Raw genomic sequence first — 21,337 nt, forward strand, 5'->3', positions numbered from 1 at the left:
CTGGAGTTGAAACGGTTTCAGATACGGGTTCTACGTCTATTTCTGGAGTTGAAACAGGTTCAGATACGGGTTCTGCGTCTATTTCCGGACTCGTGACGGCAGTTTCGGCAACAATTTCGAGTTCGGGTTCGGATTCAGCAATTATGGTCGATTCTTGAAGATTTGCTTCGGGTTCGGGAAGAATTTCTAGACTTGTTGCGGGAATATTTTCGGCAAGAGTTTCTTCCTCAACCTCTAATACAGATTCAGCTACGGGTTCAACGACAAGTTCTGGATGAAGTTCGGCGGATACTGTATCGGGTTCTGATGGCGTTTCGAGAGGACTTTCGGAAACTGTTTCCTCTTCATGTTCTGGGGTGATTTCTGCCTCGTCAACTGTTTCGGAAATCACGTCCTCGCGATCGGATTCTACTGGCGAGATTAGCGCTTCACTTTCAGATTCTTTAACTTCACTTTCAGGTTCTTCAACAAGTTCGGAAGATTCCTCTTTTTCTTCAGCTTGGCGCTGTTGAATCTGTTGATACGCCGCTTTTGCCCATTGCAAATAATCCTCTTGGGTAGTTTGAGGAGAATCTGTTTTAACCTCTTCTTGTTTGATTTCTTGAGGTTGCTTTTGAGTTGGAGTCGATTTCGCTTCTTGAGATTGAGGTTGCTTTTGCTCCTTCTCTTGCGTTTTTTCGAGATCGTCTTTTTTGAATTTTCGATTAAACCAATTAAATACCATTTTTTTCAATTATTAATTATTGATGTTTTCTACGTTGTTTTCCACGCTTGTTTCATTGTTATTTTCCATGCTTGCTTCCTTGGCAACTTGTCGATCCTTTATTTTTTCACCACTCTTTTCTGCCTCTATAATTTTGCGTAAGACACCATTAATAAAACGCGCTCCTTCTTCATCAGAATATCGCTTTGCTAATTCTACCGCTTCGTTAATCGCAACGCGAGTGGGAATTTCTAAAAAGACAATCTCGGCAACAGCTAGGGAAAGAATATTGCGATCGACTTGAGGAATGCGAGTAAAACTCCAATCGACTAGAGAAGTTTCGATCGCCTTGGTAATTTCTGCTTTGCGACGCTTGACGGTACCGATCAGTTCTAGGGCATATTCTCGCACTTCTTGGCGATCGGCAAGATGAATGAATTCTGGCAAATCTACGGCATAGCCGACGCGGTTGAGAGCCGTTTCCGTTAATGCAATGGCTTCTTTCACCATTGTCTTACTACTTTGTACGTCTGTCGCTCGAATTTCGCTACTTTCTAGGCGATCGGCTCCTCTGTGGATTTCCTCGCTTGCTGTGGAGAGTGTATCTCGCGCTTCGGCAACAAGGGTACGAATGGCGGCTAAAATTAAGTCATTGAGGGTTTGTTGTTGGATTTTTTCCGAACTGCCCCGAATTTGACTCAGGCTTAAAAGTGCGAGTTCTCGTGAAGTTTGGCGAGGCTGTTGGCGAGGCATAATTGTAGGTAGAGTGCAAGAAAAGAATCGGTAAACTTGAAGTTACAATTTTACGTTTTCGGGTTCAATGGGTAAAGCCTGCTGTTTTTCTGTCGAGGCTTCGATCTCTCTATCTGGATGCGAGGGAGGATAAGGCTCGGGATCTGGAGAAGAGGCGATCGCAATGGGAGCCGAAGAGGGAAAAACCGTCGGACTCACAATTCCCCCAGAAATGAGAACTTTAAAGGCATCTTCAATAGAAATCGGTAAATCGATCGCTTCGGATTCGGGAATGATGGCATACCACCCCGAAGTCGGGTTGGGGGTTGTAGGAATAAAGACGCTTAACATGGGTTGAGCCAGATGAACTTGTAAAGGTTCGCTGAGTTTTCCCGTGACAAATCCGAGACTCCATACACCTTGTCGTGGGTATTCTATCATTACGACCCGTCGGAATTTACTTTTGGAATCTCGCAGTAGGGTTTCCAAAATTTGCTTGAGGGTTTTATAAACGGAGCCAGCGAGGGGAATGCCTTGTAAAATGCGTTCTCCCAAGTCTAGCAACCATTGTCCGACAATGTTTCTGGCCATTAAGCCAATCAACAAAATAAACCCTAATGGCACGGCAAATCCGATCGAAAGATTTAAAAAATTGGTTAAAACAGGATTTAATCCTTGAAAGGGGTTAACTTGTTTGGGGATTTCTGTTAAAAAGGCGATCGCCCATCGAGAGATAGTAAAACTCAACCAAATTGTTGTTGCCAAGGGAATGACAACTAAAAGACCTGCAATTAAGTCGTTTTTTAAATCCTGTTTTAAACGTTGGAATACCGATCGCTGATTTTCCATGATAACTGGTGCGGGTGGGAGGATAAATGGCAACTCGACCGCGATCGCGCATCTGGGGCAGTAGAGTTGTCTGTTCTTCTTTACTTTAGTTGTAATACTTGTAAAGAAATGTTGCAAGTTTTCCGAGACATCTCTTGAAGAAAATGCGCTCTCGTGGTAAGCAAAAAACCTTTATGTTGTATCGTCTACTACATTTTATCAGAATGAGGGAGTCAACAATAACAAATCAGTTAATTAAAAGAATTCTTGAACTTCAGCAATTTTCTCCAAAAAATCTTCTTCTTTATGACCGAGAGAACGAGCCAATTTTAAGCCTTCTTGGAAAGCGTTTAAGGCTTGGGAATAGTCTTCTAATTCTAGATAAATTTGTCCCATCCGTTCGTAAATTTCCATAATTGAAAATTCATCGGTAGCATATTCTGCGGCTTTGATTTGTTCTTGATAAATTTCTAGAGCATAGTCGAGTTGGTCGTAGGTATAATATAATTCTGCTAATTTTTTTAAGGCGGTACTGGCATAAGCATAGTATTGATTGGCCCAAGCGAGGGTAAAGGCTTCTTGATAGGTTTCGCTGGCGGTTTCGCCTTCTCCAATCGTTTCATAATCTTCTGCTAAAGAAATTTGTAGGGGAGGAATTTTTTCTAAGAGTTCTTTTTTTAAATATCCTTGTAACAATTCAAGTTTCGTTTCGATCGCTTTTTCCGGTTGTTTGGCGCGAGTATAAATATATGCCATCTGTTCTAAGTAGCGTAGGATACTGGCATCATCAAACTGCGATCGCGCTAACTCTAATAATTCTTGATAAACAGCTTCGGCAGCAAAATATTTGAACCATTCTAAATGCAGTTGGGCAATAGTATTTAAAATCTGCTCTAGGGCGTTAAGATCTCCGGTTTCGCGAATATGGGCTAAAACAAACTCATACATCGCCAAGGCTTGGGGATAAAAGCGAATTTTATCGTAAGCGATCGCTAATGTATTCGCCAATTGAGCATTGAGGGTTTGCTGTTCTTCGGCATTGGTTTGAATTTCTGTGAGTCGTTCCCGCAGGAAAAATAAATCTTCATTGCGATTATTTTCCCAAGCAATTTTCCCCACCCTTCCGAGGGCTTCAACTTCAGCAATTGCCCCTAAAAAACGTCGCAAGCGCAATTCTCGATACCAAATGGTAAAAGCTCTATCTTTATCTCCATCTTCAGCTAAAAACTCAGCTTCCGCCTCTAAAGCCAGTCGATCCAAGACGGGAATTAATTCTTGTTTTTCTGTTTCGCTCAGGGGATTTTCGACAATATTAGAACGAATGAGCGGATCTTCTCTCATTTCTAAAGGCTCGATTTTTTCTTCTTCCTCTTCTTGTGCCAAAGCCGATAAAATTCCCACGGATTCGATCGCAAAACTACCCATTAAACCCAGCACGAGAATGAAAGCGATCGCTATTTTTTTGTTCATGCAGTCCTCCAATGACTCATTATCCATTACTAATTCCTTTCGGAAATAAAAGCATTGCGATCGTAAAGCCAAAACCCAATCCTAACGCATGTGCTAAAAAACTCACTTCAGGAATGAGCAGATCGAAAGCAACCTGCAAGACAACAATTGCTAAAAATAAGCGCAACCGCTTGGCGGCAATCTGACTTTTTTCCTGTAACCAACCTTGTAAAAGAATGGCTAAAATAGCGCCTAAAATTCCCATAATTGCCGCCGAAGCCCCCACCAAACGTTGAGCAGGCATTCCTTGAGCGATGGCAATGGCACTAAACGCAGACATTGCCCCAATGCCACTGCCAAAGTAAATGAAAAGATAGCGCCATCGTCCGGCGATCGCTTCTACAAAAGGACCGAGAAAATAGAGTCCCACCATATTAGAAAATAAATGCAGCGCCCCATAATGCAGAAAATTCGCCGAGATCGATCGCCACCATTCTCCTTGCCAAACAGCAGAGGGCATTAAGGCCCCCAAGCGATCTAAAGTTTCTGGATTTTTACTGCCCCCTAAAGCAATTTCCAGCAGGAAAAAGAGGAAATTGAGAAAAATCAGCCCATAAGTCACTCGAGCGCGACTCGGAGAGAAACTGAGTAACCGACCATAGCGCGTTTCCTGTTTTAATGAGCCTTTAAGCCGTCGTAACATAGCTTGGGAGAAAGGGATGAGAATTGTTTGCGGATTCTGGGGAGGATGGGATAAACGCCAAGCGATCGCGGCTTCGAGAATAGAATCACTCGTGCTATTTTGCAATGCCAATAATTGTTCTCGTGCTTTGGGATTTTGGTTGGCGGCCATTTGTGCCGTCAAGCGCCAAAACTTTTGCATGGGTGAGGGATAAGCTGCTAAAGGTTCAGCCAGCAAGTGACAGACGCGATCGACTCGACCGCAAAAGGCAAAGGCGAACAATCTCGCTAAATTAAGGGGAATGGGGTTTCCTGCCTTGGTCAAAGCGCCTTCGTAACGCTCCAACCCCCATAATAAGCCGTTTAAATCTCCCGTTTCCCCCAGAGCGCGCAAATAATTGGTGACCAAATGAGGGTCGTCAATTAACGTGCTTTCGGGAATATGATGCTCGATCCATTGTAAAAGTTCCTGCCACCGCGCCCCCATAATAAACAGTAAAGCCGTGGCATTGCGACCCATCGGCGTTACTGTTGTTTCATAGGGATGCAAGCGTTTAATGGCTTCGGCAATCTTGCCTTGTTTTCCCATTTCTAGGGTTTGCAGGATAAAAGGTTGTTCAAGCCAGCCATCAGCCGGATGCAGCCAGCGTAAGTAATTGGCTAATCTCCGCGCTTCTGTGTATCGCTCTTGATAAATCAGTTGATTCACCCACGCGCAACCCAAAACGGGAAGAATGAGAAATAATACCCAAAGACTTCCTCCCACTAAGCCAGCAAGATGAGGATTCCGATAAAATAAAGCACCCGTGATGAATAAAATACTGCCCGAGACAATGCTCCAACCTCGACCGCGACGATCCAGCAATGTCCGGACGAGCAAGGAAAAACAGGAAAGGCAGATTGTCCAAATCAGTAATTGATTGAGATTCACTGAGATTTTGGTATTAGTTATTGGTTATTGGTTATTGGTTATTTCGAGCTTCCTCATTAATCATTGATAATTGTTCGGTGTTGATTGATAAATATTTCAAGGGATCGACGGGTTGACCTTCTTGGCGAATTTCAAAATGAAGATGAGGTCCGTTAGAAAAACCCGTCGATCCGACTTCGGCGATCGCGTCTCCTTGTTTGACGGGCTGTCCTTCGCGAACGAAAAATTTACTGACGTGACCGTAAAGGGTTGTCATTCCTCGTCCGTGTTCGATAACAACGGTTTTTCCATACCCACCATACCATTGAGCCAAAATTACCGTCCCGCTATCGGCCGCTTGGATGGGGCTGCCATATTCGCCAGCAAAATCAATGCCGCTATGGAGGCGCTTTCCTCCCCAAATGGGATGTCGTCGCAATCCAAATTTGCTAGAAACTTTTCCTTGATGGGGGGCGATAAAGGTTTGCGTGCTGCCAAAAAGGTTGCGATCGCGATTGGCCATGCGTTTTTGGATCGTCAAGCCGATACCTTGGGAATCTTCAGCCAATTTCCTGCGGACGGCTTCTAAATTCGAGCGATCGCCGTTAAGCTGAGCCATTAAGGTCTGTTGAATTTGCACTTGTTTTTCCAGATCGGCTTTTTGCGTGTGGATTTGGGCTTGCAGGTGAGTAATTTGCTGTTTTTTTTCCTCAATGGTTTGTTTTTGTTGTTTGATTTTATTAGCAGCAACTTGCAAGGCTTCTAAGTGCTGGCGATCGGCTTGATAGACTAATTTGAGACGAGTACGGCGATCGAAAAATTCGTTGAGATCGTCACTTTTGAGGAGAAATCGCCATCCTTGGCTGGTCAAAGATTGGCGTTGAAGAAATCGCAGGCGAGCGACAGTTGCGGTTAATTTGGGGGCATAAGTTTTGCGCTCTTTATTCAGTTCTACTGCGATCGCATTTAATTTTTTACTCGCTGTTTCATATTCTTTTTGATAATACTTGAGTTGTAAATTCATCACTTGAACGGTGTGCCGCAAGCTACGAAGATATCGTTGAGCATCTTGTTCCACACTCGAAAGGCGGTTTTGTTGTTCGACCACTTCAACTTGTTCGCGATCGAGATCCTGTTGCCAATCTTGTAGCAAATCCAAAGATGCCACAAATTGAGCGCTTGTGGCTTTCCCCCCAAGTCCCCAAATACCGAAAATCGCACAAAAGAGACAGACTAGCCCCGCGATCGCTCTTCTTTTCCATCGCTTTACCCAATCTGGCATGACTTCAAGATTGTCGCCTTTCTTATCATACCCGATGCGTTGCCTTAACTTGTCATCAGAGAATTCTCGAGTTTTCTCAACTTCTCGCCTCTCTATTTTTAATTAGGAGAAGGTTCGCGATCGCTTAAGCTTTGAGAAGGGGGAATGGGTTCGGATTTTGAGGAGATAATCTGCATCTCTTCCGCTTCGGTTGCTTGAATTTTGAGAGATTTTATGGCATTTAAGGCTTCTTTAATAATTACGGCTGTAGGGACGGCAACAACAACCCCTAAAAAGCCGCCCACTCTTGCCCCAGTGAGAATCGAAATAAAGACCCAAAAGGGATTTAATCCCGTCACTCGCCCTAAGACTCTCGGGGCAATAATATTTTCGAGAACTTGCTGAATAATAACCGACACCACAACGACTTGAATGGCAATGCCAATATTTTGTAATGCTAATAAAAATGTGACCAAAGCAATCCCAACAGATCCCCCAAAGGGAACAATTGCCATTAAACCAATAGTTAAACCAAATAATAAACCGAAGGGAACTTGGAGCAATAAATAGATTGAAGTTAAACTCGTACCCATGCAGATTGCTAAAATAAACTGTCCGATAAAATAATTGCGAAAGCTCGATCGCAAGGTTAAAGAAAAGGGTTTTTGGATTCTCGACGGCAACCAATCGAGTAAACTTCGCCAAATATCATCACCATGCAAAAGTAAATAATAAGTAATCACGAAAGTTAACGCGATATCCAGAACTTTAACAACGGTAAATAAAGTTATATTTACTGCCAAGTCGAGAGTTTGTCCGGCGAGTTTTTGCAGTTGTGATTTAATGGTATTTTTGGCAGGAATGATCAATCCATCAAGACTAATTGACAAGCCTAAATTCTCAAATCTTTCATCTAAAATCGTGAGTTGATATTGTCCCGAGTCAATTAACTCGGGCAAGCGGGCAACTAATTGTTGAGCCTGAGAAATGACAGGGGGAAGGAGAGTGATCCCAACGGAAATCACTGTCAGTAAGGCAACAAAAATAACAACAAAAGTAGATTGTCCTCGTTTTAATCCGATGCGTTCTAATAAACTGGTTGGATAATTTAGTAAAAATGCCAAGAGAGCAGCAACTAAGATAATAATAAATAAAGAGTGGAAATAGCCAAAAATAGTTGAAAATGCCCAAGCATTTAAAACCATCAGAGGGGCGGCTAAGGCGATCGCTAACAAGCGAGATAGCGGGGAGAGGGATTCCCACCACATTTTTAATTTACTTTTGGGTTCCGAGGATTCTGAATTCACAAGACAAGAAAATAAGAAAGAATATTGTGCTTTAAACTTAAGATTGGCTCGTTTTTTCGGCTGCTATTGATTCTACCGGAATTTTACTTTTTTTGATAGATTCAATTTGAAGACGAGGGGTATCTTGCCAACGATCTAAGACATCTTTAACCCATGCTTCTTCAATCCATGTTTTGGTTACGACAGCGAGGGGAAGTGCTAATACCAGTCCCAAAAAACCGAGGAAGGTGGCAAAAAAGAGTTGTGCGGTTAGGGTTGCAGCCGGTAAGAGAGAAACTTGTTTTTGCATCACCATCGGACTAAACCAGTAACTTTCCAAGTTCTGCACGATGACGTAGAGAATTATAACTGCGATCGCTTGCCAAGGGGATTCAAGGAGGGCGACGGAGAGGGGGAAAATGACACTGGCTGCGGGACCGATATTAGGAACAAAATTAAACACTGCGGCTAACAGTGCATGGGTAAACGCAAAGGGAATTTGGATAAAGACTAAACCGATTCCACAGAAAATTGATACAAATAAAGAGTTAATACAAATTCCTCGCATCCAACTGATTAAAGCGAGTTCGCAGCGATCGAGGATTTCATCGGTTCGCCGTCGATAACAGGACGGAAATAAAGTCAGAAATAGTTTACGATAGGCGAAGGGATTGGCGAGAAGCATCGCCGTGAACACGATGACTAATAAGACTCGCAGCAAGACGACAATCGAGTTACTAAAAAAGTCAAAAAAGTTCCCCAAAAGATCTTGGGCGACCGGTGCAAATTGTTGAGTAATCTCTGCAAGATTGGGCAATTCTAAATCAATTTGATTTAAAGGCAGCCAACTGGGAGGATTGTCAAAGAAAAAATCCAGCCATTCTAAAACTTCATCAACCGCAATGGGAACTAAAGCAATTAGTTTCTGAAATTGAGAGAGAAAAGGCGGTAAAACTAAGCCTAAAAATAAGAGACTAAACAATAAAACTAAAGCTAAAGAAATCAGAACTGCACGACCGCGCGGAATGATGATTCCTTTGTGCTTACCGATTTGTTGTAGCCAGCGTACTAAACTATTAAGCGCAACTGAGAGAACGACAGATGTAAAAATAAGTAGCACGATCTGCCGAAATTGCCATAAGATAATCAAGGAAACAATTAAACAAAAGAAGCCGATCCAATTGCCAAATTTCACTGCATTTTCTCCTCAAAAATCATGCCAATATTTTTCTGATAGCTCATCACAATTTTACATTATTAATTGTTAATATTCTGGGTTTATTGTTGCAGGAGTTTTTGTTTGCCTCCCAAAGTAAATAGCCAAACTGCAACAACAATCCAGTGAACGATCGCAGCCACCCAAATTGAATAGGTAAGATAATAAGCGATCGTGCAAGCAATGCCTAATAATCCTGTTAAAATAAGAAAGATAGGCTGGAAAAAGGTGGGATAGCCAGCAGGATAAAAACTACGGGCGTTGAGAGGATGGTAAATAATATACCCGATGAGGCTCGCGATCGCCCACAATCCCCATGTCAATACTGAAACTCGTTCGACAGGATGGGGAAGCAATAAAACGCGAAAGATTAATTCTTCAAAGAAGGCGGGAAAAAAGAAGATATAAATCAAACCCAGTCCTTGTTGCAAGGGACGATGCTGGGTAAAACTCGGGTGAATAAAATTTGCAGATTTTGCGAGAGGAATGGCGATCGCACCATAAATTGCTAAGGTGCCTAAAATTACCCCACTATCCCTAAGATTAAGTTTTGTGAAAGCAGAGGCGAGACGTTCGATCGCGATCGCAAGCAAAGGAATTTGACCGAATAAAACTGTAGGTGCAAGGGGCAAAATATCGCGATCGAATCCTCCGACTTGGTTACTGCGAAGTACCCATAAAGTCGCCCCATTGTCAAGGAAAATTTGGGCAATTTCATCGTGAAATCGTCGGGGAAAAAGGGAACGCCAACTTAAAATAGCATTAACTGTACTACTGCTTGCCACAAATCCATTGCGATTATTTACTCCTGCTAAATATTCGGCATTTTGTCGCCAATCTGGTCGCACTGTACCCCGTGGGGTTAAATTTTGGATTAAGTCTCGGGCAAGGGCAATAAATTCAGCGATTTTTTGCGTTTGTGGGTGGTTGGGATGGTTTTTTCGCCATGTTTGAATCGCTGGATCGATCGCGGCTTGATGTTCGATCTGTTTGATGGCAATATAAAGAGCCTGACTGGAATCTTGAACGCAAGAGGTTGCCGGAGTAACGGCAGTATTTCCGGTGCCGTCTCCCGTGCGATATCGTGCCATCATAATTTGCGTTTGTAAGCGCAGTTCTTGAAATAAAGAAAGGCGAGTTGTGTCAAAGAGATAATCGCGGGTGAAGGCATCTAATTTAATGAGAATATCGGCAACAGGGCGAGTTCCCAGCCATCCTCGTTGTAAGTTGCCCATATAGGTTTCCCATGATAATCTTCCGGCGACAATGCCATCAGGATTATGAGCGTAAACTTGTTGGTATTGAATATCCCATTGTAGTTCATTGGTAAAACGATCGCGGACAATTTCGGCAATTCCATAGGAAAAATGTCCTGTTATCGTGTGGGGGAGATGGGATTCGCTTTGATTGCCACCAATGCCGCCAAATACGTGCAGAACTAACGCTTTATCTCCTTCTTTCCATGAGTCATTTGCAGTTTTTGGATTACTGGCTTTGGGGTCAATTAAAACAGTCTGAATTGTTCCTTTTGCAGGTTTGAGATTGTGCCAATTTTCCGTATTAATATAATTGAATCCTGCTTGTTTTCCGAGAATAGTACGATCGGGCTGAAGTTGAAAAAGAGCGCGAGGTTTAATGGCTTGGACGGTAAAAATTCCGTCTCGATCTTTGGCTCCATAAATATACCAGCCTGCTTTTCCTGCGGGAGAGTTTTCGAGCTTTTTGGGTGTGGAAAAAACGCGATCGCCTCGAGTTTGAGGTTGTTGAGGAATGCGAACGATCTCTTCAACTCCATCAAATTTTTGACTGTTTTGATTATAGTGACGGACGTGAAAATAGTCTGGCAAACAAGATGTATTTTCGAGACAAGTTTTCTCTTTTCTCTCTCTGGGTTCGATAATATCGACGAGAGCATAATAGCGTCCGGTGACTTGGATGGGTTCGCGATCGGTTTGTAGGATGAATGCTCCGACTTTATCTTCAACTACATTGATATTTTCTAAACTGACGATCAGATCGTCTTGAGGTCTTGCCCCGGCGAGAGATTCTAGGGGTCCGACTCGATCGCGATCGCGCAAACGAACGGGGTTAATATTACCATTTTCGAGACTTTTCTGCGCTGCTTCTGAGAAGTTGATATCTGTGGTCGTTGCAGTAACATAAAAGCGATTTGAACCCGTTCCTTGCCATTCCAAACGCAAGATTTTTCCGATTAAGTTTTGCTGTTCTGGAGGGGTATTATAAACTTCTAACCAAACCCAATCTGGTAAACTCGAATAGGTTTTTGTTTTCTGTTTCTCTTCTACGGTTGGTAAAATCAAGCGCCCGACCCAATTTCCTGTTGAATGATAGAGTGTCTCGTCTATTGATGAGTCTAAAGGGTAATATTCAGGATGATTAAAAGGAGCTTTCCGACTCATTGTATAGTTTGACTCTGAAGTCGTTTGAGCGCTTGTCGATCGTAGAGATAAACTCAAAAAAAGGCTCAATAATAAACCAATAATAATACTGAAAATAAAATAGTATTTAATGTTTCCAATTTTAAATTTTAGCATAATCATTTTTTCGGGAAGAATTATGATAAAAATGGGGGTGATTTTCTAAATAGCGAAATTTAGTTTCATATAAAATATTCCAAGCGGCTTTTTGTTGTTTTTTGGCAGCTTCTTGGAAGCGATACCAATGACTGTGTTGATAGTTTTCTTGCCAAAAACGAGGATCTTTAAAGGAAGTTAAATTAGAAAATAAGCCTTTTTTGCGATCGCTCCCTTCATTTTTCCTGCGACAGACGGCGCAATCGAACCAGAGATGCTTGTTATAGATGGGAAGTATTTCTCCGCCATAGTTTTTTTGCTGACTCAGTGCAATATAGCGTTGAAGGCGATCGCGTTTGTGACGATTTTTAGGATCGAGCTTGCCAATAGCGCGATCGAGATCGTTAATTAATTCAAGGGCATCTTTTTCGCGGCGATCGCGAGGATATTCTCCTTCTAAATAAAAGCAATACTGATAAAATAAGTGTTTGGCTGCCTCGAGAAAACGGGATTTGTTATTGACTTTTTCATGGGGAGAAATGAGGCGATAGTCTTTCCAAATCAAGGCCGGCCAGTCGGGATAGCGTTTCACATCTGCATGGCCGACATGAGGTAAAGCTGATTTGAATACTCCTTTAACAGCATTGAATTCATCATAATACCCGACAAAATTTTGATGCGCCCAAGTATCGACATAACTATGAGAGGCAATGCCAATACGATAGAGATTTTTACTGGCTAACGCATCATTGATAATCAGATTGGCATTCTCGCTATTGGGGGTCGTATTGAGAAAATGGCGCTGACCATCTTTTCGCTGAGCGCTAATCGCAAACGGATCTCCCGGGATAAAATGAAAGACGGAATAAATTTTCAATAATTCATTTTGGGATTTAAGAATATTAAAAGTTTGGGTAATTTGGTTGTAATATTCGTTCCTTTTCCCGGCGTTGATTTTAAAACCTTGGGAATTATTATCGACATACTGAGAAGAATAGGCGATCGTTTGCGCCTCCGTTGGCGAAAAACCCGATCGCGCTGCCACCAAATAGGTTATATAGTAGTGAAATTCAACATCCATCTTTTCAGTGAACAGTTATCAGTTATCAGTTATCAGTTATCAGTTATCAGTTATCAGTTATCAGTGAAGAGGGAGACAATCAATTTTTTTCTAATTGACAATGCCAGACCATTGCACCTTTTTCTCTTTGGTGCGACGGTAGGAGAAGAAACGATCGCGATGTTGATAGGTGCAAAAGGGGGCGATCGCAATGTGTTTGGGGAGGACTCCCAATTGTTCGGCTTGCAGGGCATTCACCCGCCGCACGTCGAGGCGCACTCGTCCGGGTTGAGGATCGGAATGGATAGGGGGATTGTTCATGTTCTCTAAGGCGGCTAAAATTGCCTCTGGGGTGTCTGTTGTCTCTTTTTTGACTAAACTTGCCCCAACTTCTGCTGCAACGTGTTCTGTGACTTGATAGACTTCGCCAGCGATCGCAGGCCCGAGGGCAAAGCGCAAATCTTTGAGATGACTACCTTGCTCAATTAAGCGAGAAACAGCTTCAGGAATGATTTTTTGGGCGGTTCCGCGCCAACCGGCATGAAGGGCGGCCACTCGTCCCGTGGTAACATCACCAATTAAAACGGGGGTACAGTCGGCACTTGCGACCCAAACCGATTGATTTTCCGCTTCTGTTAACGCTCCATCTGCGGGGGGAAATTCTGTTTCTAACTCTCCCATTTCGCGATCGATCTCGCTGGGGGTTAAAACTCGATTGCCGTGAACCTGTTTGAGGCGATAAGCTGAGGCTTGAAGGTGTAATACTTTCGCCAAGTCAACGGGAGGACGGGGATAAAACTGCTGGCTAAAAAAGCCGTGCTGCCAATCTTGTAAGAGGCTGCAAGTTAAATAGGGCAGCCCTTCCCAGTTTTGCCAGTGCCATTCGGGGGAATTAGAAACGCTCAAAGCTCACTCCTCAACTCGGGCGATCGCGAATTAATAATAGGTACTCTGGCATTTTACAGTTATCAGTCATCAGTTATCAGTTATCAAGGAATTTCTGAATCGTTACTCTTCTTTCACCAAGCGAAAAGCTGCCCCCAAGCCGATCGCCATTTCTTCGGGGGAAATTCTCCCATCGCCATTAATATCGAGGGCATCGAAGACGGCATCGCTACCCGCCCATTCTTCGCGAGTGATGAACCCGTCTCCGTCGAGATCGTAGACTTGAAAGATTTCTCGGGCGGCATTTTTCACTTTTGTTTCCCCTTCACTCAAAGCCAGTCTCTCTTCAAGCAGTTTTTCGAGGACTTCGATCGCACGAGAAAAGCCGGTAATACCTTCATGTAATTTGCTGGCGATCATGGGGTCTTCCATGTGCAGGCGATCGAAAGTGTCGCGATCGACAAGCATTTTCTCGAGTCGAGCCTCTTTGGCCAGTTGAGGGGAAAGTTTGCGCGGTAAGTCTCTTTGGGTGGCTCGCAGTTCTTCGAGAAGTTTGGGGGGAATCATGAGAAAATCGCATCCTGACAATTCGGTAATTTCGTCAATGTTGCGAAAGCTGGAGCCGAGAATTTCGGTTTTGTAGCCAAATTTTTTGCAGTAGTTATAGATGCGAGTGAGGGCAAAAACGCCTGGATCTTCATCGGGGTAAAAGTTCTCGCGAATGCCTTCGTCTTTGTACCAGTCCAAAACCCTACCGACTAAAAGAGAGATGCGGGTTGCCCCAGCTTCGGCACCGGCGGCGGCTTGATGGAGGCCGAAAACGAGGATTAAGTTACAGTGAATGCCTTCTTTTTCTAAGACGGCTACGGCGCGAATGCCTTCCCAAGTGGCGGGAATGGAGAGCAAAATGCGATCGCGAGATGCGCCTTTGGCTTCGTATTCGGCGATGAGATAGCGGGCTTTGATTAAGATGGCATTGGTATCGTAGGCGAGGCGCGTATCGACTTCTGCGGCAAGGCGACCGGGGATATGTTGTAAGATTTCACAGCCAAAAAACACGCTGAGGAGATCTCTCGCTAGGGTGATAACTTCTGAGACAGCGGCACTCGCCCCCAATTCCTCTCGCGCCCGACGGAGAATGTTGTGGGTGGCTTCTTGATATTGTTGCATTTGCACGGCGTTGGTCAGCAAGGAGGGATCGACGATCGCTTCTGGGGGGGTATATTGCGCGATCGCTTGCAGGTCGCCGACATCAGGAAGGATCTCGGTCATGGTTTGCAGTTGGTCTAGCAAGTTCTCAGCCATTGGTTTTTCCCCATTCTTGACTCGGTTATTTTAACTCAAGCGATCGCTTAACCAATAGATGAAGGGGGCAAGGGCGATGGCGGGGAGGAAGGAGGCGATACGAATGCGAGTCACTTCTAAAAGGTTCAAACCGAGACCGAGAATAGTGAGGCCGCCTACGCCAGTGACGAGGAAGATGCGGGGATCGGTTTGAGGGTCGGGGATGAGGGTGACGAGGCTACCGGCGGCAAGGGAAATGCTGCCTTGATAAAGGAGGATGGAGAGGGTAGAAAAGCTGACTCCGATGCCGTAGGTACTGGTAAGGGCGAGGGCGGCGATCGCGTCCATGACGGCTTTGAGGACGAGGAGGGTATTATCTCCGGTTAAGCCGTTGTTGAGGCTGCCGAGGACGGCGAGGGGACCGATACAGAAAAGGAGGCTGCTGGCGACGAAGCCTTCGGTAAAGCGTCCTTGTCCGCGAAATCTTTTTTGCAGCCAGTCGCCCATTTTCCCGAGGCGGTCTTCCAGTTGCAGGGCTTCTCCGAGGAGACCGCCGATCGCAAGGGAGATTAAACCGAGAATCACGCCGTCAATTTTGCCACCTTGTGCCTGGGTAAGGCGATCGGCCATGGTTGCCCCTAGCCAAAGTGTGAGCAATCCGAGGGCTTGAGTGAGAATTTGCTGCATTTTTAGGGGCAGGCGGTTTCGCAGCAGCAGCCCGAGAAATGTACCGAGGAGGACAGTTATTACATTGATCAAAGTGCCATTCGTGCGCGTCCAGAGGTCTAGATCCATTGCTTTAATGATATGAAGTTTAAGAAAATAAATCGGTAATGAAATTATCTTTTTCATTGTCGATCCGTCAGGGATTGAAAATCCCTGTCTCATACGAAAAATCCATTGAAATGGATTAAGATCGCGCAAAATCAGCTAGAGTTTATGATTACAGTCCTCTGAAGAGGACTTCTTGTATGAGACGGGGAATTTGATTCCCCGGTGGATCGGAACTGAGAAAGTAATCGAAATTACTGGAATAATCCCTGAACTTTCATTGAATTAAAAGCTCTCAACTCTCAACTCTTCATCGCGTTTCGGGAATGGCCAAACGAGCGCCTAAACTAATGAAAATGGAGCCGGTGAGCCATTTTTGGAAGTGCGATCGCTGTTGTAACCAAGTGCTGGCGGTGCTGGAAATGAGGGCGGTGAGGATGAGCCAGAGGGTGGAAAGGAGGATGTATAGTGCGCCGAGGCTAAGGATCTGGAGGGTAATGTTGCCGCGATCGCTATTGACGAATTGGGGGAGGAAGGCGAGGAAGAAGAGGGCAACTTTGGGGTTCAGGATGTTGGAAAGGAAGCCTTGGAAAAAGTTGGTTTTTAAGTCCGATTTCGAGCTTTGCTGGTTAAGGTGATGCTTGCTTTTTGCAGTGAGAGTAAGAATGCCGAGGTAAATGAGATAAGCGGCTCCGATATATTTGATGGTGTTGTAGGCGATCGCGGAGGTCATGAGGAGACTGGAAAGGCCGATGGCGGCGGTAAAGGTATGCACGAGGATGCCGGTAGAGACCCCAAAGGCTGAGGCAATGCCACTTTTGCGCCCTTGTCCGGTGCTGCGGGCGATGACGTACAGCATATCGGGACCGGGGGTGATAATGAGGGCGATCGCGGCGATGAGAAAGAGAGGTAAGTTCATTTCAGTTATCAGTTATCAGTTATCAGTGGGGAGTTGTGGGGGAAATTTAAAGTCTGCCCATGTTTGTTGTTTCTCTTCTAGGGATGATTCATGATTCACTGGTAACTGTTCGCTGGTGAGTTTTTGCAGGGTGTTTACGTCGGCGTTGTCGATCGCTTCTTTGATATCTCGTTGGTGGTAGGCGTTTTGGATGGCTTCTTCTCGCGATCGCGAACTGGTATCAAAGCATTTTTCGAGGTCTTTGAGAATGCCGCTACGTTTGGATTTGGTGTAATATTGGCGTTCGATGTCGAGAAGTCGGGTAGTGAGTTCAAAGTGCATATCGTCGTCCTCCGACAGGTTTTTGAGGATACTCCATTCGTCGGCTCCTAGGAGGGGGGTATCGGTTTGAGAGGTTGTGTTGCTGCGATCGTTAAACTTTTCTCCGGTTACTTCCTCATAAATACGCGGCAAACTATCATCGAATTCGTGTTTCTCCTCGAGCCAGATCCGCCGGATCTCGCTCAGTTCTTCTGGTGTAATTAAGGTAATATCTCGCATTTCCGGCGGTGCAGTCTCACGAATTTGTACTTGTGCTTCGAGAACCTTTCGCAACCATTTTTCCCGCCATTTTTTAGTATAGGGTCCGGGAATTGGTTCAACTGTTTCTTGACCGAAAAGTTCTACATTACCATGAATACGACGAAAATCTCGACGTTCTCGATCATTTTTAAGCTCTAGTTTATTCCGAATATCTAGAAGAGGTTTCATCCATTCCTTTTCTTCATCGTTTTGAATCATTGCTGCCATTGATTTATCTTTACTAACCATTGTACAGACCCAACAACCAAATCGAGAACCTCCACAACTTGGAGTAGAACTATCTACAACTAATGGACATTCATTATCTGCTGTTGCACCTTGATACAAAGATAATAAATCGTCATTGTTGTTTCCCCAAGGATTTTTTAATTGCATAAGATAAATCCATACTTCATCATTTCGCCAATCTTCAATAGGACTATAAATCCATGAATTTGGTAAACTAGCGTTATTTGAATTAATTCGATCTCGCTGTCTATCTGTATGATATTTTTCCATTGTTGCTGCTCGTTTAGAGCTTTCAGCTTTTCGAGTTCCTAAAATTAATATTGCTTCACCATTTGCACGCACAACATTACGAATAAATCGATTAGATGGTTGGATTTTTAATCTATCCGTACACCAGCGAAATCTATTTCTAGGCGCAGGATACCCTTTACCAATAAGGCAAACCCAAAATCTCTCTTTTAACTCTGGATATAACAAATAAGGCTTTACTGGCATTTTTTGCTCTATAGCTGCTTTTTTCATTCGCTTAATAGAATGTTGTACCCAAGTAGAAATAATAGGATTTTCTACAAGTGTGTCGGTAGTCATAACATAAATAGGCTTTTTGCGTTTTTCTACAGAAAGTTCTGCAATAGAATACCAAATAAGTTGTAGAGTTGCAGTGCTATCTTTTCCACCACTCCATCCCACAACAAAAGGGATTTCGTCTTGAAGATAAAATTGCTTGATTTCTTCAGTTAATTTTTTAATGTTTTCAAAAAATTCTGCAACAGAGCGCTGAGGTAATAGTGACAATTGATTAGTAGTCATATTTCATTAACGGAAACCTTTAGGATTTGATGATGACAAAGCGATAAGGTTAGCTAACCTTATCGCAAAAGAAAGGAGTAATAAGACAAAAAAAGTTAAGGAACTAAAAGTACGTCACTTAATCTTTCAACTTCTGCAAGTGTTTCTTTTACTCCTCGATTAATAGCGGCCATTTGTGCAACTATTCTTTTTTTACCTTTATCGTCTTCTATGACAACACTATTTTGCCATAAAGAAGCATCTCGATGAAAATCCAGACTAGCAAGTGTTTGAATCAACATCTTTTTTTTATATTCATCAAAGGAATTTTTAAAAAAGATATAGTGACCAACACGACTAATAATTTGAAACCCAACGGTGTTAAAATCAATTCTCTCTTGCCTCAAGCTATATAGATCAAGATTGACAGTTTCTGAAGCAGGCTCTAATAGCAGTTTCCATGTTGCATTATGTTGAGCAAATTCCATATAAAATTTTTGGGCTTGATCCAAAAGAAATTTATATTGTTCTTTACTCTGCTCAGATCGAGATTCAATGACTTGTTTACGTGAAGAGCCAAATAAAAACTCAGCCATTCCAACACGCAGTTGGTTCATCGTAAATAAATTGTTAGGATCTTTTCCAACACTTTTAGAAATCTTATCAATTCGTCCATTAAAAACCACTAAAGTTTTATTGATTTGTCGCGTTAGTTTTGACAAAATATTGCTAGTATCAAATGTTGCTAAAAGTGCAGGTGGAATAGGCTTATTCTTTGCACAATCTGCAAAATCTTGATGGATTTGCTCGATATCTTCTTCTTGAACAACTAGAACAGTTACACTATCATTTCGTAAAGAGTCTCTTTCTTCAATTGCTTTTTCAATTGCCTTGAGTCTATGTTGTCCATCAGTAACATACAACATAACGTTACTGGGTATAATTGCATAACCAAATTGTACTGCTCCTGTGCCAAAAGCAAAAACTTTGATTGGTGTACTTGAATTAAAAACAAAAGGTGGGAGAATATAATTCTCTGTTTCTAATAAATATTTTGCAATATCATCAACATGTTGACGAATTAGAGGTCGATTGACATATTGCTCTGCATCATTTTTATTCTCTTTAGTTTTCGCACTATTTAATTTTGCCATTTGTAATAATTGGTTAAAAGGCAAAGAAAAAGTTAAATGCTTTCGATTCCCTTGTTCATAGATATGACAAAGAAAAACAGGTGCACCAGAAGTTGAAGCATCTGCAAAGGCTTGCTCTTGGGCTTCCTTTTGATTAGGCATAGTAATAATATGAGCAGCAGACGATTTTTGATGACCGTTATTGATCGTCATTGTAGGTAGTTCTGTTTGTAGCATTGATTACCTCACTATTTTTTGAATACACACAGAGTCTCCGAGTTTCACATTGAAGTACATTCCTCAGAAAAACTTGCTTTTATTTTTACTGACTATAGTTAGTCTACTCTTTATTTTCTCGTTTTGTCAACAAAAAATCAAAAAAAAGACTGATTTTTATATTTGCAGCCCTAATAACGACTGCAAGCGCAAAAATAAAGACTAAAAAAGAAGCTGCGTATTTTCTTTCTGCTTCCTTATTCTGTGAGGCTGTCTTCTCATAAAAATAGTCGCATCCCTGCCCAATAAAACCAACTCGCAACACAAAATCATCCAAAAAGCAAGATATTGTTTCTTTTCTTAACAGAAGTGCGATCGCCAATTTGTTAGGATAGAGAACAAAGAACCTGCGATCGCCAATGAATCTAGCCATTGTTAACGAATCGACTCCCCTTGAAATGAATCTAGATGGAGTCGTGCGCGTCAGTCAAACTCGCGTTACCTTAGATACCGTGATTTATACCTTTCTTGAAGGAGCAACCGCCGAAGAAATTGTCACTCAATATCCTGTTTTGCAACTTGCCGATGTTTATTTTACGATTGCTTATTACCTGAAACATAAAACAGAAGTAGATGCTTATTTATTAGAACGCCAACACCTTGCTGCCGAAATTCATCAAGAAGCTGAAAACCGTTTTAATCCTGTCGGAGTTCGCGATCGCCTACTTGCACGAAAAAAACAGCAAGGATGATCTTCAATGATAAAATTCCTCGCTGACGAGAATTTGAATAATCAAATTATTCGCGGTATTCTTCGTCAAAATCCCAATATCGATATTGTTCGCGTTCAAGATGTAAACTTGTCTGGTGCAGACGATCCAACTGTCTTAGAATGGGCAGCACAACAAGGACGAATTGTTCTAACTCATGATGTCGCAACAATGATAAGTTTTGCTTACGATCGCATTGCAGCAGAGCTATCAATGCCTGGAGTTTTTGAAATTAACCGTCGCGTTTCAGTGGGTCTAGCAATTGAGGAAATTCTCCTAATTTCCGAGTGTAGCTTTGCAGAAGAATGGGAAGGACAAATTAGATTTCTTCCTTTGAGATAAATCCTTTCTAGCTGAAGAATTAGAAAGGGATGCGATCGCCTTCTATTCAACACGATCGCATCTCTTGCCAACAAAGCAAACTCGCAACACAAAATCGCCCAAAAAGCAAGATATTGTTTCATTTCTTAACAGAAGTGCGATCGCCTTTTCCTTACCGCGATCGCTTATTAGCACGACAAAAACCACAATAATAACTAAATTTCTAGCGATCGCTTGTCAATTACTCCCCTGCGGCTTCCGTTTCCAATCTTGCCAAAGTTGTTGCTGCTTCTGCTAAATATCTGGCAAATTTTGCCCGTTTTTTAGGGTCTTTTTCTCCTTCGAGATCCCGAACAAAAATGCGGACGCGATGGCGATAAGCGCGAAGAGACTCAGAATCATTAATAAAATCTAATAACTCGGTATTCATTGCTCGATTAACTATCTAAAGGAAAGCGATTCACTTGCACTCGAAGTAATTGTCGTTCTGGTTCGAGATAAATAAATCGAACTTCTAGGAGTTCTCCTACCTCCAATGTAACACTATATCTTGCTTCTGGTGGATTGACAGATTGATGAAATGCGAGCGCAGTATATTCGTCAGGAGGAAGGTCTGGAAATTGAGCATCTGCCCAAAGCCAATGAACGGGTTTTTGAGCAATCGTCGTTCCTTCTTTTGTCAGGATAGCAACAAATATCGTTTCTTCGACAGAAGACATCGCCGTGCCATTTTGATTGCGAATTGTAATAAAAAGATCGGACATGAAAGCCGGAAAAAC

Annotated in this window: 21 protein-coding genes and 1 pseudogene; 3 read left to right on the forward strand and 19 right to left on the reverse strand. The window is 42.9% G+C overall.

The window, feature by feature from the left end; translation table 11 throughout:
* The 17 genes and pseudogenes from AC6RV6_RS11240 to AC6RV6_RS11320 form a co-directional block, all read right to left on the reverse strand.
* Positions 1 to 724 (reverse strand): annotated as a pseudogene (locus tag AC6RV6_RS11240) (hypothetical protein); the annotation flags it as partial.
* A gap of 12 nt (positions 725 to 736) precedes the next feature.
* Complete coding sequence (gene nusB / locus AC6RV6_RS11245; protein ID WP_500241028.1) at positions 737 to 1,459, reverse strand: transcription antitermination factor NusB; 723 nt, start codon at positions 1,457 to 1,459, stop codon at positions 737 to 739.
* A gap of 39 nt (positions 1,460 to 1,498) precedes the next feature.
* Positions 1,499 to 2,284, reverse strand: coding sequence for a DUF502 domain-containing protein (locus AC6RV6_RS11250; protein WP_500241029.1), 786 nt, complete (start codon positions 2,282 to 2,284; stop codon positions 1,499 to 1,501).
* A gap of 234 nt (positions 2,285 to 2,518) precedes the next feature.
* Complete coding sequence (locus tag AC6RV6_RS11255; protein WP_500240933.1) at positions 2,519 to 3,733, reverse strand: tetratricopeptide repeat protein; 1,215 nt, start codon at positions 3,731 to 3,733, stop codon at positions 2,519 to 2,521.
* A gap of 19 nt (positions 3,734 to 3,752) precedes the next feature.
* Positions 3,753 to 5,324, reverse strand: a complete 1,572-nt coding sequence (locus tag AC6RV6_RS11260; RefSeq protein WP_500240934.1) for a rhomboid family intramembrane serine protease — start codon at positions 5,322 to 5,324, stop codon at positions 3,753 to 3,755.
* 31 nt (positions 5,325 to 5,355) lie between these two features.
* Complete coding sequence (locus tag AC6RV6_RS11265) at positions 5,356 to 6,585, reverse strand: murein hydrolase activator EnvC family protein (protein ID WP_500240935.1); 1,230 nt, start codon at positions 6,583 to 6,585, stop codon at positions 5,356 to 5,358.
* Positions 6,586 to 6,683: 98 nt separating this feature from the next.
* On the reverse strand, positions 6,684 to 7,832 hold the full coding sequence (locus AC6RV6_RS11270; protein ID WP_500241030.1) for an AI-2E family transporter: 1,149 nt from the start codon (positions 7,830 to 7,832) through the stop codon (positions 6,684 to 6,686).
* Positions 7,833 to 7,908: 76 nt separating this feature from the next.
* A complete protein-coding gene (locus AC6RV6_RS11275) occupies positions 7,909 to 9,045 on the reverse strand; it encodes an AI-2E family transporter (RefSeq protein ID WP_500240936.1) in 1,137 nt (378 codons plus the stop codon).
* Positions 9,046 to 9,128: 83 nt separating this feature from the next.
* Positions 9,129 to 11,486 (reverse strand): CPBP family glutamic-type intramembrane protease, encoded by a 2,358-nt coding sequence (locus tag AC6RV6_RS11280; protein WP_500240937.1) that lies wholly within the window; start codon positions 11,484 to 11,486, stop codon positions 9,129 to 9,131.
* Positions 11,487 to 11,607: 121 nt separating this feature from the next.
* The gene (locus AC6RV6_RS11285) at positions 11,608 to 12,681 is read right to left on the reverse strand and encodes a DUF6765 family protein (protein WP_500240938.1); all 1,074 of its coding nucleotides are present in this window, start codon (positions 12,679 to 12,681) and stop codon (positions 11,608 to 11,610) included.
* 90 nt (positions 12,682 to 12,771) lie between these two features.
* Positions 12,772 to 13,566, reverse strand: a complete 795-nt coding sequence (gene pgeF / locus AC6RV6_RS11290) for a peptidoglycan editing factor PgeF (RefSeq protein WP_500240939.1) — start codon at positions 13,564 to 13,566, stop codon at positions 12,772 to 12,774.
* A 102-nt stretch (positions 13,567 to 13,668) separates the two neighbouring features.
* Positions 13,669 to 14,850 (reverse strand): transaldolase, encoded by a 1,182-nt coding sequence (locus tag AC6RV6_RS11295; protein WP_500240940.1) that lies wholly within the window; start codon positions 14,848 to 14,850, stop codon positions 13,669 to 13,671.
* A 30-nt stretch (positions 14,851 to 14,880) separates the two neighbouring features.
* The gene (locus AC6RV6_RS11300) at positions 14,881 to 15,624 is read right to left on the reverse strand and encodes a DUF554 domain-containing protein (RefSeq protein ID WP_500241031.1); all 744 of its coding nucleotides are present in this window, start codon (positions 15,622 to 15,624) and stop codon (positions 14,881 to 14,883) included.
* Between the two features lie 286 nt (positions 15,625 to 15,910).
* Positions 15,911 to 16,519: a LysE family translocator gene (locus AC6RV6_RS11305; RefSeq protein ID WP_500240941.1), complete on the reverse strand. Its 609-nt coding sequence runs from the start codon at positions 16,517 to 16,519 to the stop codon at positions 15,911 to 15,913.
* A 15-nt stretch (positions 16,520 to 16,534) separates the two neighbouring features.
* Entirely contained in the window at positions 16,535 to 18,139 is a 1,605-nt protein-coding gene (gene dndC, locus AC6RV6_RS11310) for a DNA phosphorothioation system sulfurtransferase DndC (RefSeq protein WP_500240942.1), read from the reverse strand.
* Between the two features lie 95 nt (positions 18,140 to 18,234).
* Complete coding sequence (locus tag AC6RV6_RS11315) at positions 18,235 to 19,488, reverse strand: DNA sulfur modification protein DndB (RefSeq protein WP_500240943.1); 1,254 nt, start codon at positions 19,486 to 19,488, stop codon at positions 18,235 to 18,237.
* Between the two features lie 103 nt (positions 19,489 to 19,591).
* A complete protein-coding gene (locus tag AC6RV6_RS11320) occupies positions 19,592 to 19,849 on the reverse strand; it encodes a hypothetical protein (RefSeq protein WP_500240944.1) in 258 nt (85 codons plus the stop codon).
* A gap of 37 nt (positions 19,850 to 19,886) precedes the next feature.
* On the opposite strand from AC6RV6_RS11320, the gene AC6RV6_RS11325 reads away from it, so the two are divergent.
* From AC6RV6_RS11325 to AC6RV6_RS11335, 3 genes are read left to right on the forward strand one after another with little or no spacing between them, the layout of a single operon-like run.
* A complete protein-coding gene (locus AC6RV6_RS11325) occupies positions 19,887 to 20,219 on the forward strand; it encodes a DUF433 domain-containing protein (RefSeq protein ID WP_500240945.1) in 333 nt (110 codons plus the stop codon).
* A 6-nt stretch (positions 20,220 to 20,225) separates the two neighbouring features.
* Positions 20,226 to 20,579, forward strand: coding sequence for a DUF5615 family PIN-like protein (locus AC6RV6_RS11330; RefSeq protein ID WP_500240946.1), 354 nt, complete (start codon positions 20,226 to 20,228; stop codon positions 20,577 to 20,579).
* Between the two features lie 29 nt (positions 20,580 to 20,608).
* On the forward strand, positions 20,609 to 20,770 hold the full coding sequence (locus tag AC6RV6_RS11335) for a hypothetical protein (RefSeq protein ID WP_500240947.1): 162 nt from the start codon (positions 20,609 to 20,611) through the stop codon (positions 20,768 to 20,770).
* Positions 20,771 to 20,799: 29 nt separating this feature from the next.
* Here AC6RV6_RS11335 and AC6RV6_RS11340 read toward each other — a convergent pair whose 3' ends face one another.
* Together AC6RV6_RS11340 and AC6RV6_RS11345 are read right to left on the reverse strand one after the other, a co-directional pair.
* Positions 20,800 to 20,988, reverse strand: coding sequence for a hypothetical protein (locus tag AC6RV6_RS11340; RefSeq protein WP_500240948.1), 189 nt, complete (start codon positions 20,986 to 20,988; stop codon positions 20,800 to 20,802).
* A gap of 7 nt (positions 20,989 to 20,995) precedes the next feature.
* Positions 20,996 to 21,322, reverse strand: coding sequence for a hypothetical protein (locus AC6RV6_RS11345; protein WP_500240949.1), 327 nt, complete (start codon positions 21,320 to 21,322; stop codon positions 20,996 to 20,998).
* Positions 21,323 to 21,337 lie beyond the last annotated feature (15 nt).

Source organism: Spirulina sp. LEGE 11439 (genome assembly GCF_059821285.1).

Coding starts and splice junctions, on each gene's coding strand:
- AC6RV6_RS11250 (WP_500241029.1), bottom strand. CDS start 2,284: ATGGAAAATCAGCGATCGGTATTCCAACGTTTAAAACAGGATTTAAAA.
- AC6RV6_RS11255 (WP_500240933.1), bottom strand. CDS start 3,733: ATGAACAAAAAAATAGCGATCGCTTTCATTCTCGTGCTGGGTTTAATG.
- AC6RV6_RS11265 (WP_500240935.1), bottom strand. CDS start 6,585: ATGCCAGATTGGGTAAAGCGATGGAAAAGAAGAGCGATCGCGGGGCTA.
- AC6RV6_RS11270 (WP_500241030.1), bottom strand. CDS start 7,832: ATGTGGTGGGAATCCCTCTCCCCGCTATCTCGCTTGTTAGCGATCGCC.
- AC6RV6_RS11280 (WP_500240937.1), bottom strand. CDS start 11,486: ATGAGTCGGAAAGCTCCTTTTAATCATCCTGAATATTACCCTTTAGAC.
- AC6RV6_RS11285 (WP_500240938.1), bottom strand. CDS start 12,681: ATGGATGTTGAATTTCACTACTATATAACCTATTTGGTGGCAGCGCGA.
- AC6RV6_RS11295 (WP_500240940.1), bottom strand. CDS start 14,850: ATGGCTGAGAACTTGCTAGACCAACTGCAAACCATGACCGAGATCCTT.
- AC6RV6_RS11300 (WP_500241031.1), bottom strand. CDS start 15,624: ATGGATCTAGACCTCTGGACGCGCACGAATGGCACTTTGATCAATGTA.
- AC6RV6_RS11305 (WP_500240941.1), bottom strand. CDS start 16,519: ATGAACTTACCTCTCTTTCTCATCGCCGCGATCGCCCTCATTATCACC.
- dndC (WP_500240942.1), bottom strand. CDS start 18,139: ATGACTACTAATCAATTGTCACTATTACCTCAGCGCTCTGTTGCAGAA.
- AC6RV6_RS11315 (WP_500240943.1), bottom strand. CDS start 19,488: ATGCTACAAACAGAACTACCTACAATGACGATCAATAACGGTCATCAA.
- AC6RV6_RS11325 (WP_500240945.1), top strand. CDS start 19,887: ATGAATCTAGCCATTGTTAACGAATCGACTCCCCTTGAAATGAATCTA.
- AC6RV6_RS11330 (WP_500240946.1), top strand. CDS start 20,226: ATGATAAAATTCCTCGCTGACGAGAATTTGAATAATCAAATTATTCGC.
- AC6RV6_RS11335 (WP_500240947.1), top strand. CDS start 20,609: ATGCGATCGCCTTCTATTCAACACGATCGCATCTCTTGCCAACAAAGC.
- AC6RV6_RS11340 (WP_500240948.1), bottom strand. CDS start 20,988: ATGAATACCGAGTTATTAGATTTTATTAATGATTCTGAGTCTCTTCGC.
- AC6RV6_RS11345 (WP_500240949.1), bottom strand. CDS start 21,322: ATGTCCGATCTTTTTATTACAATTCGCAATCAAAATGGCACGGCGATG.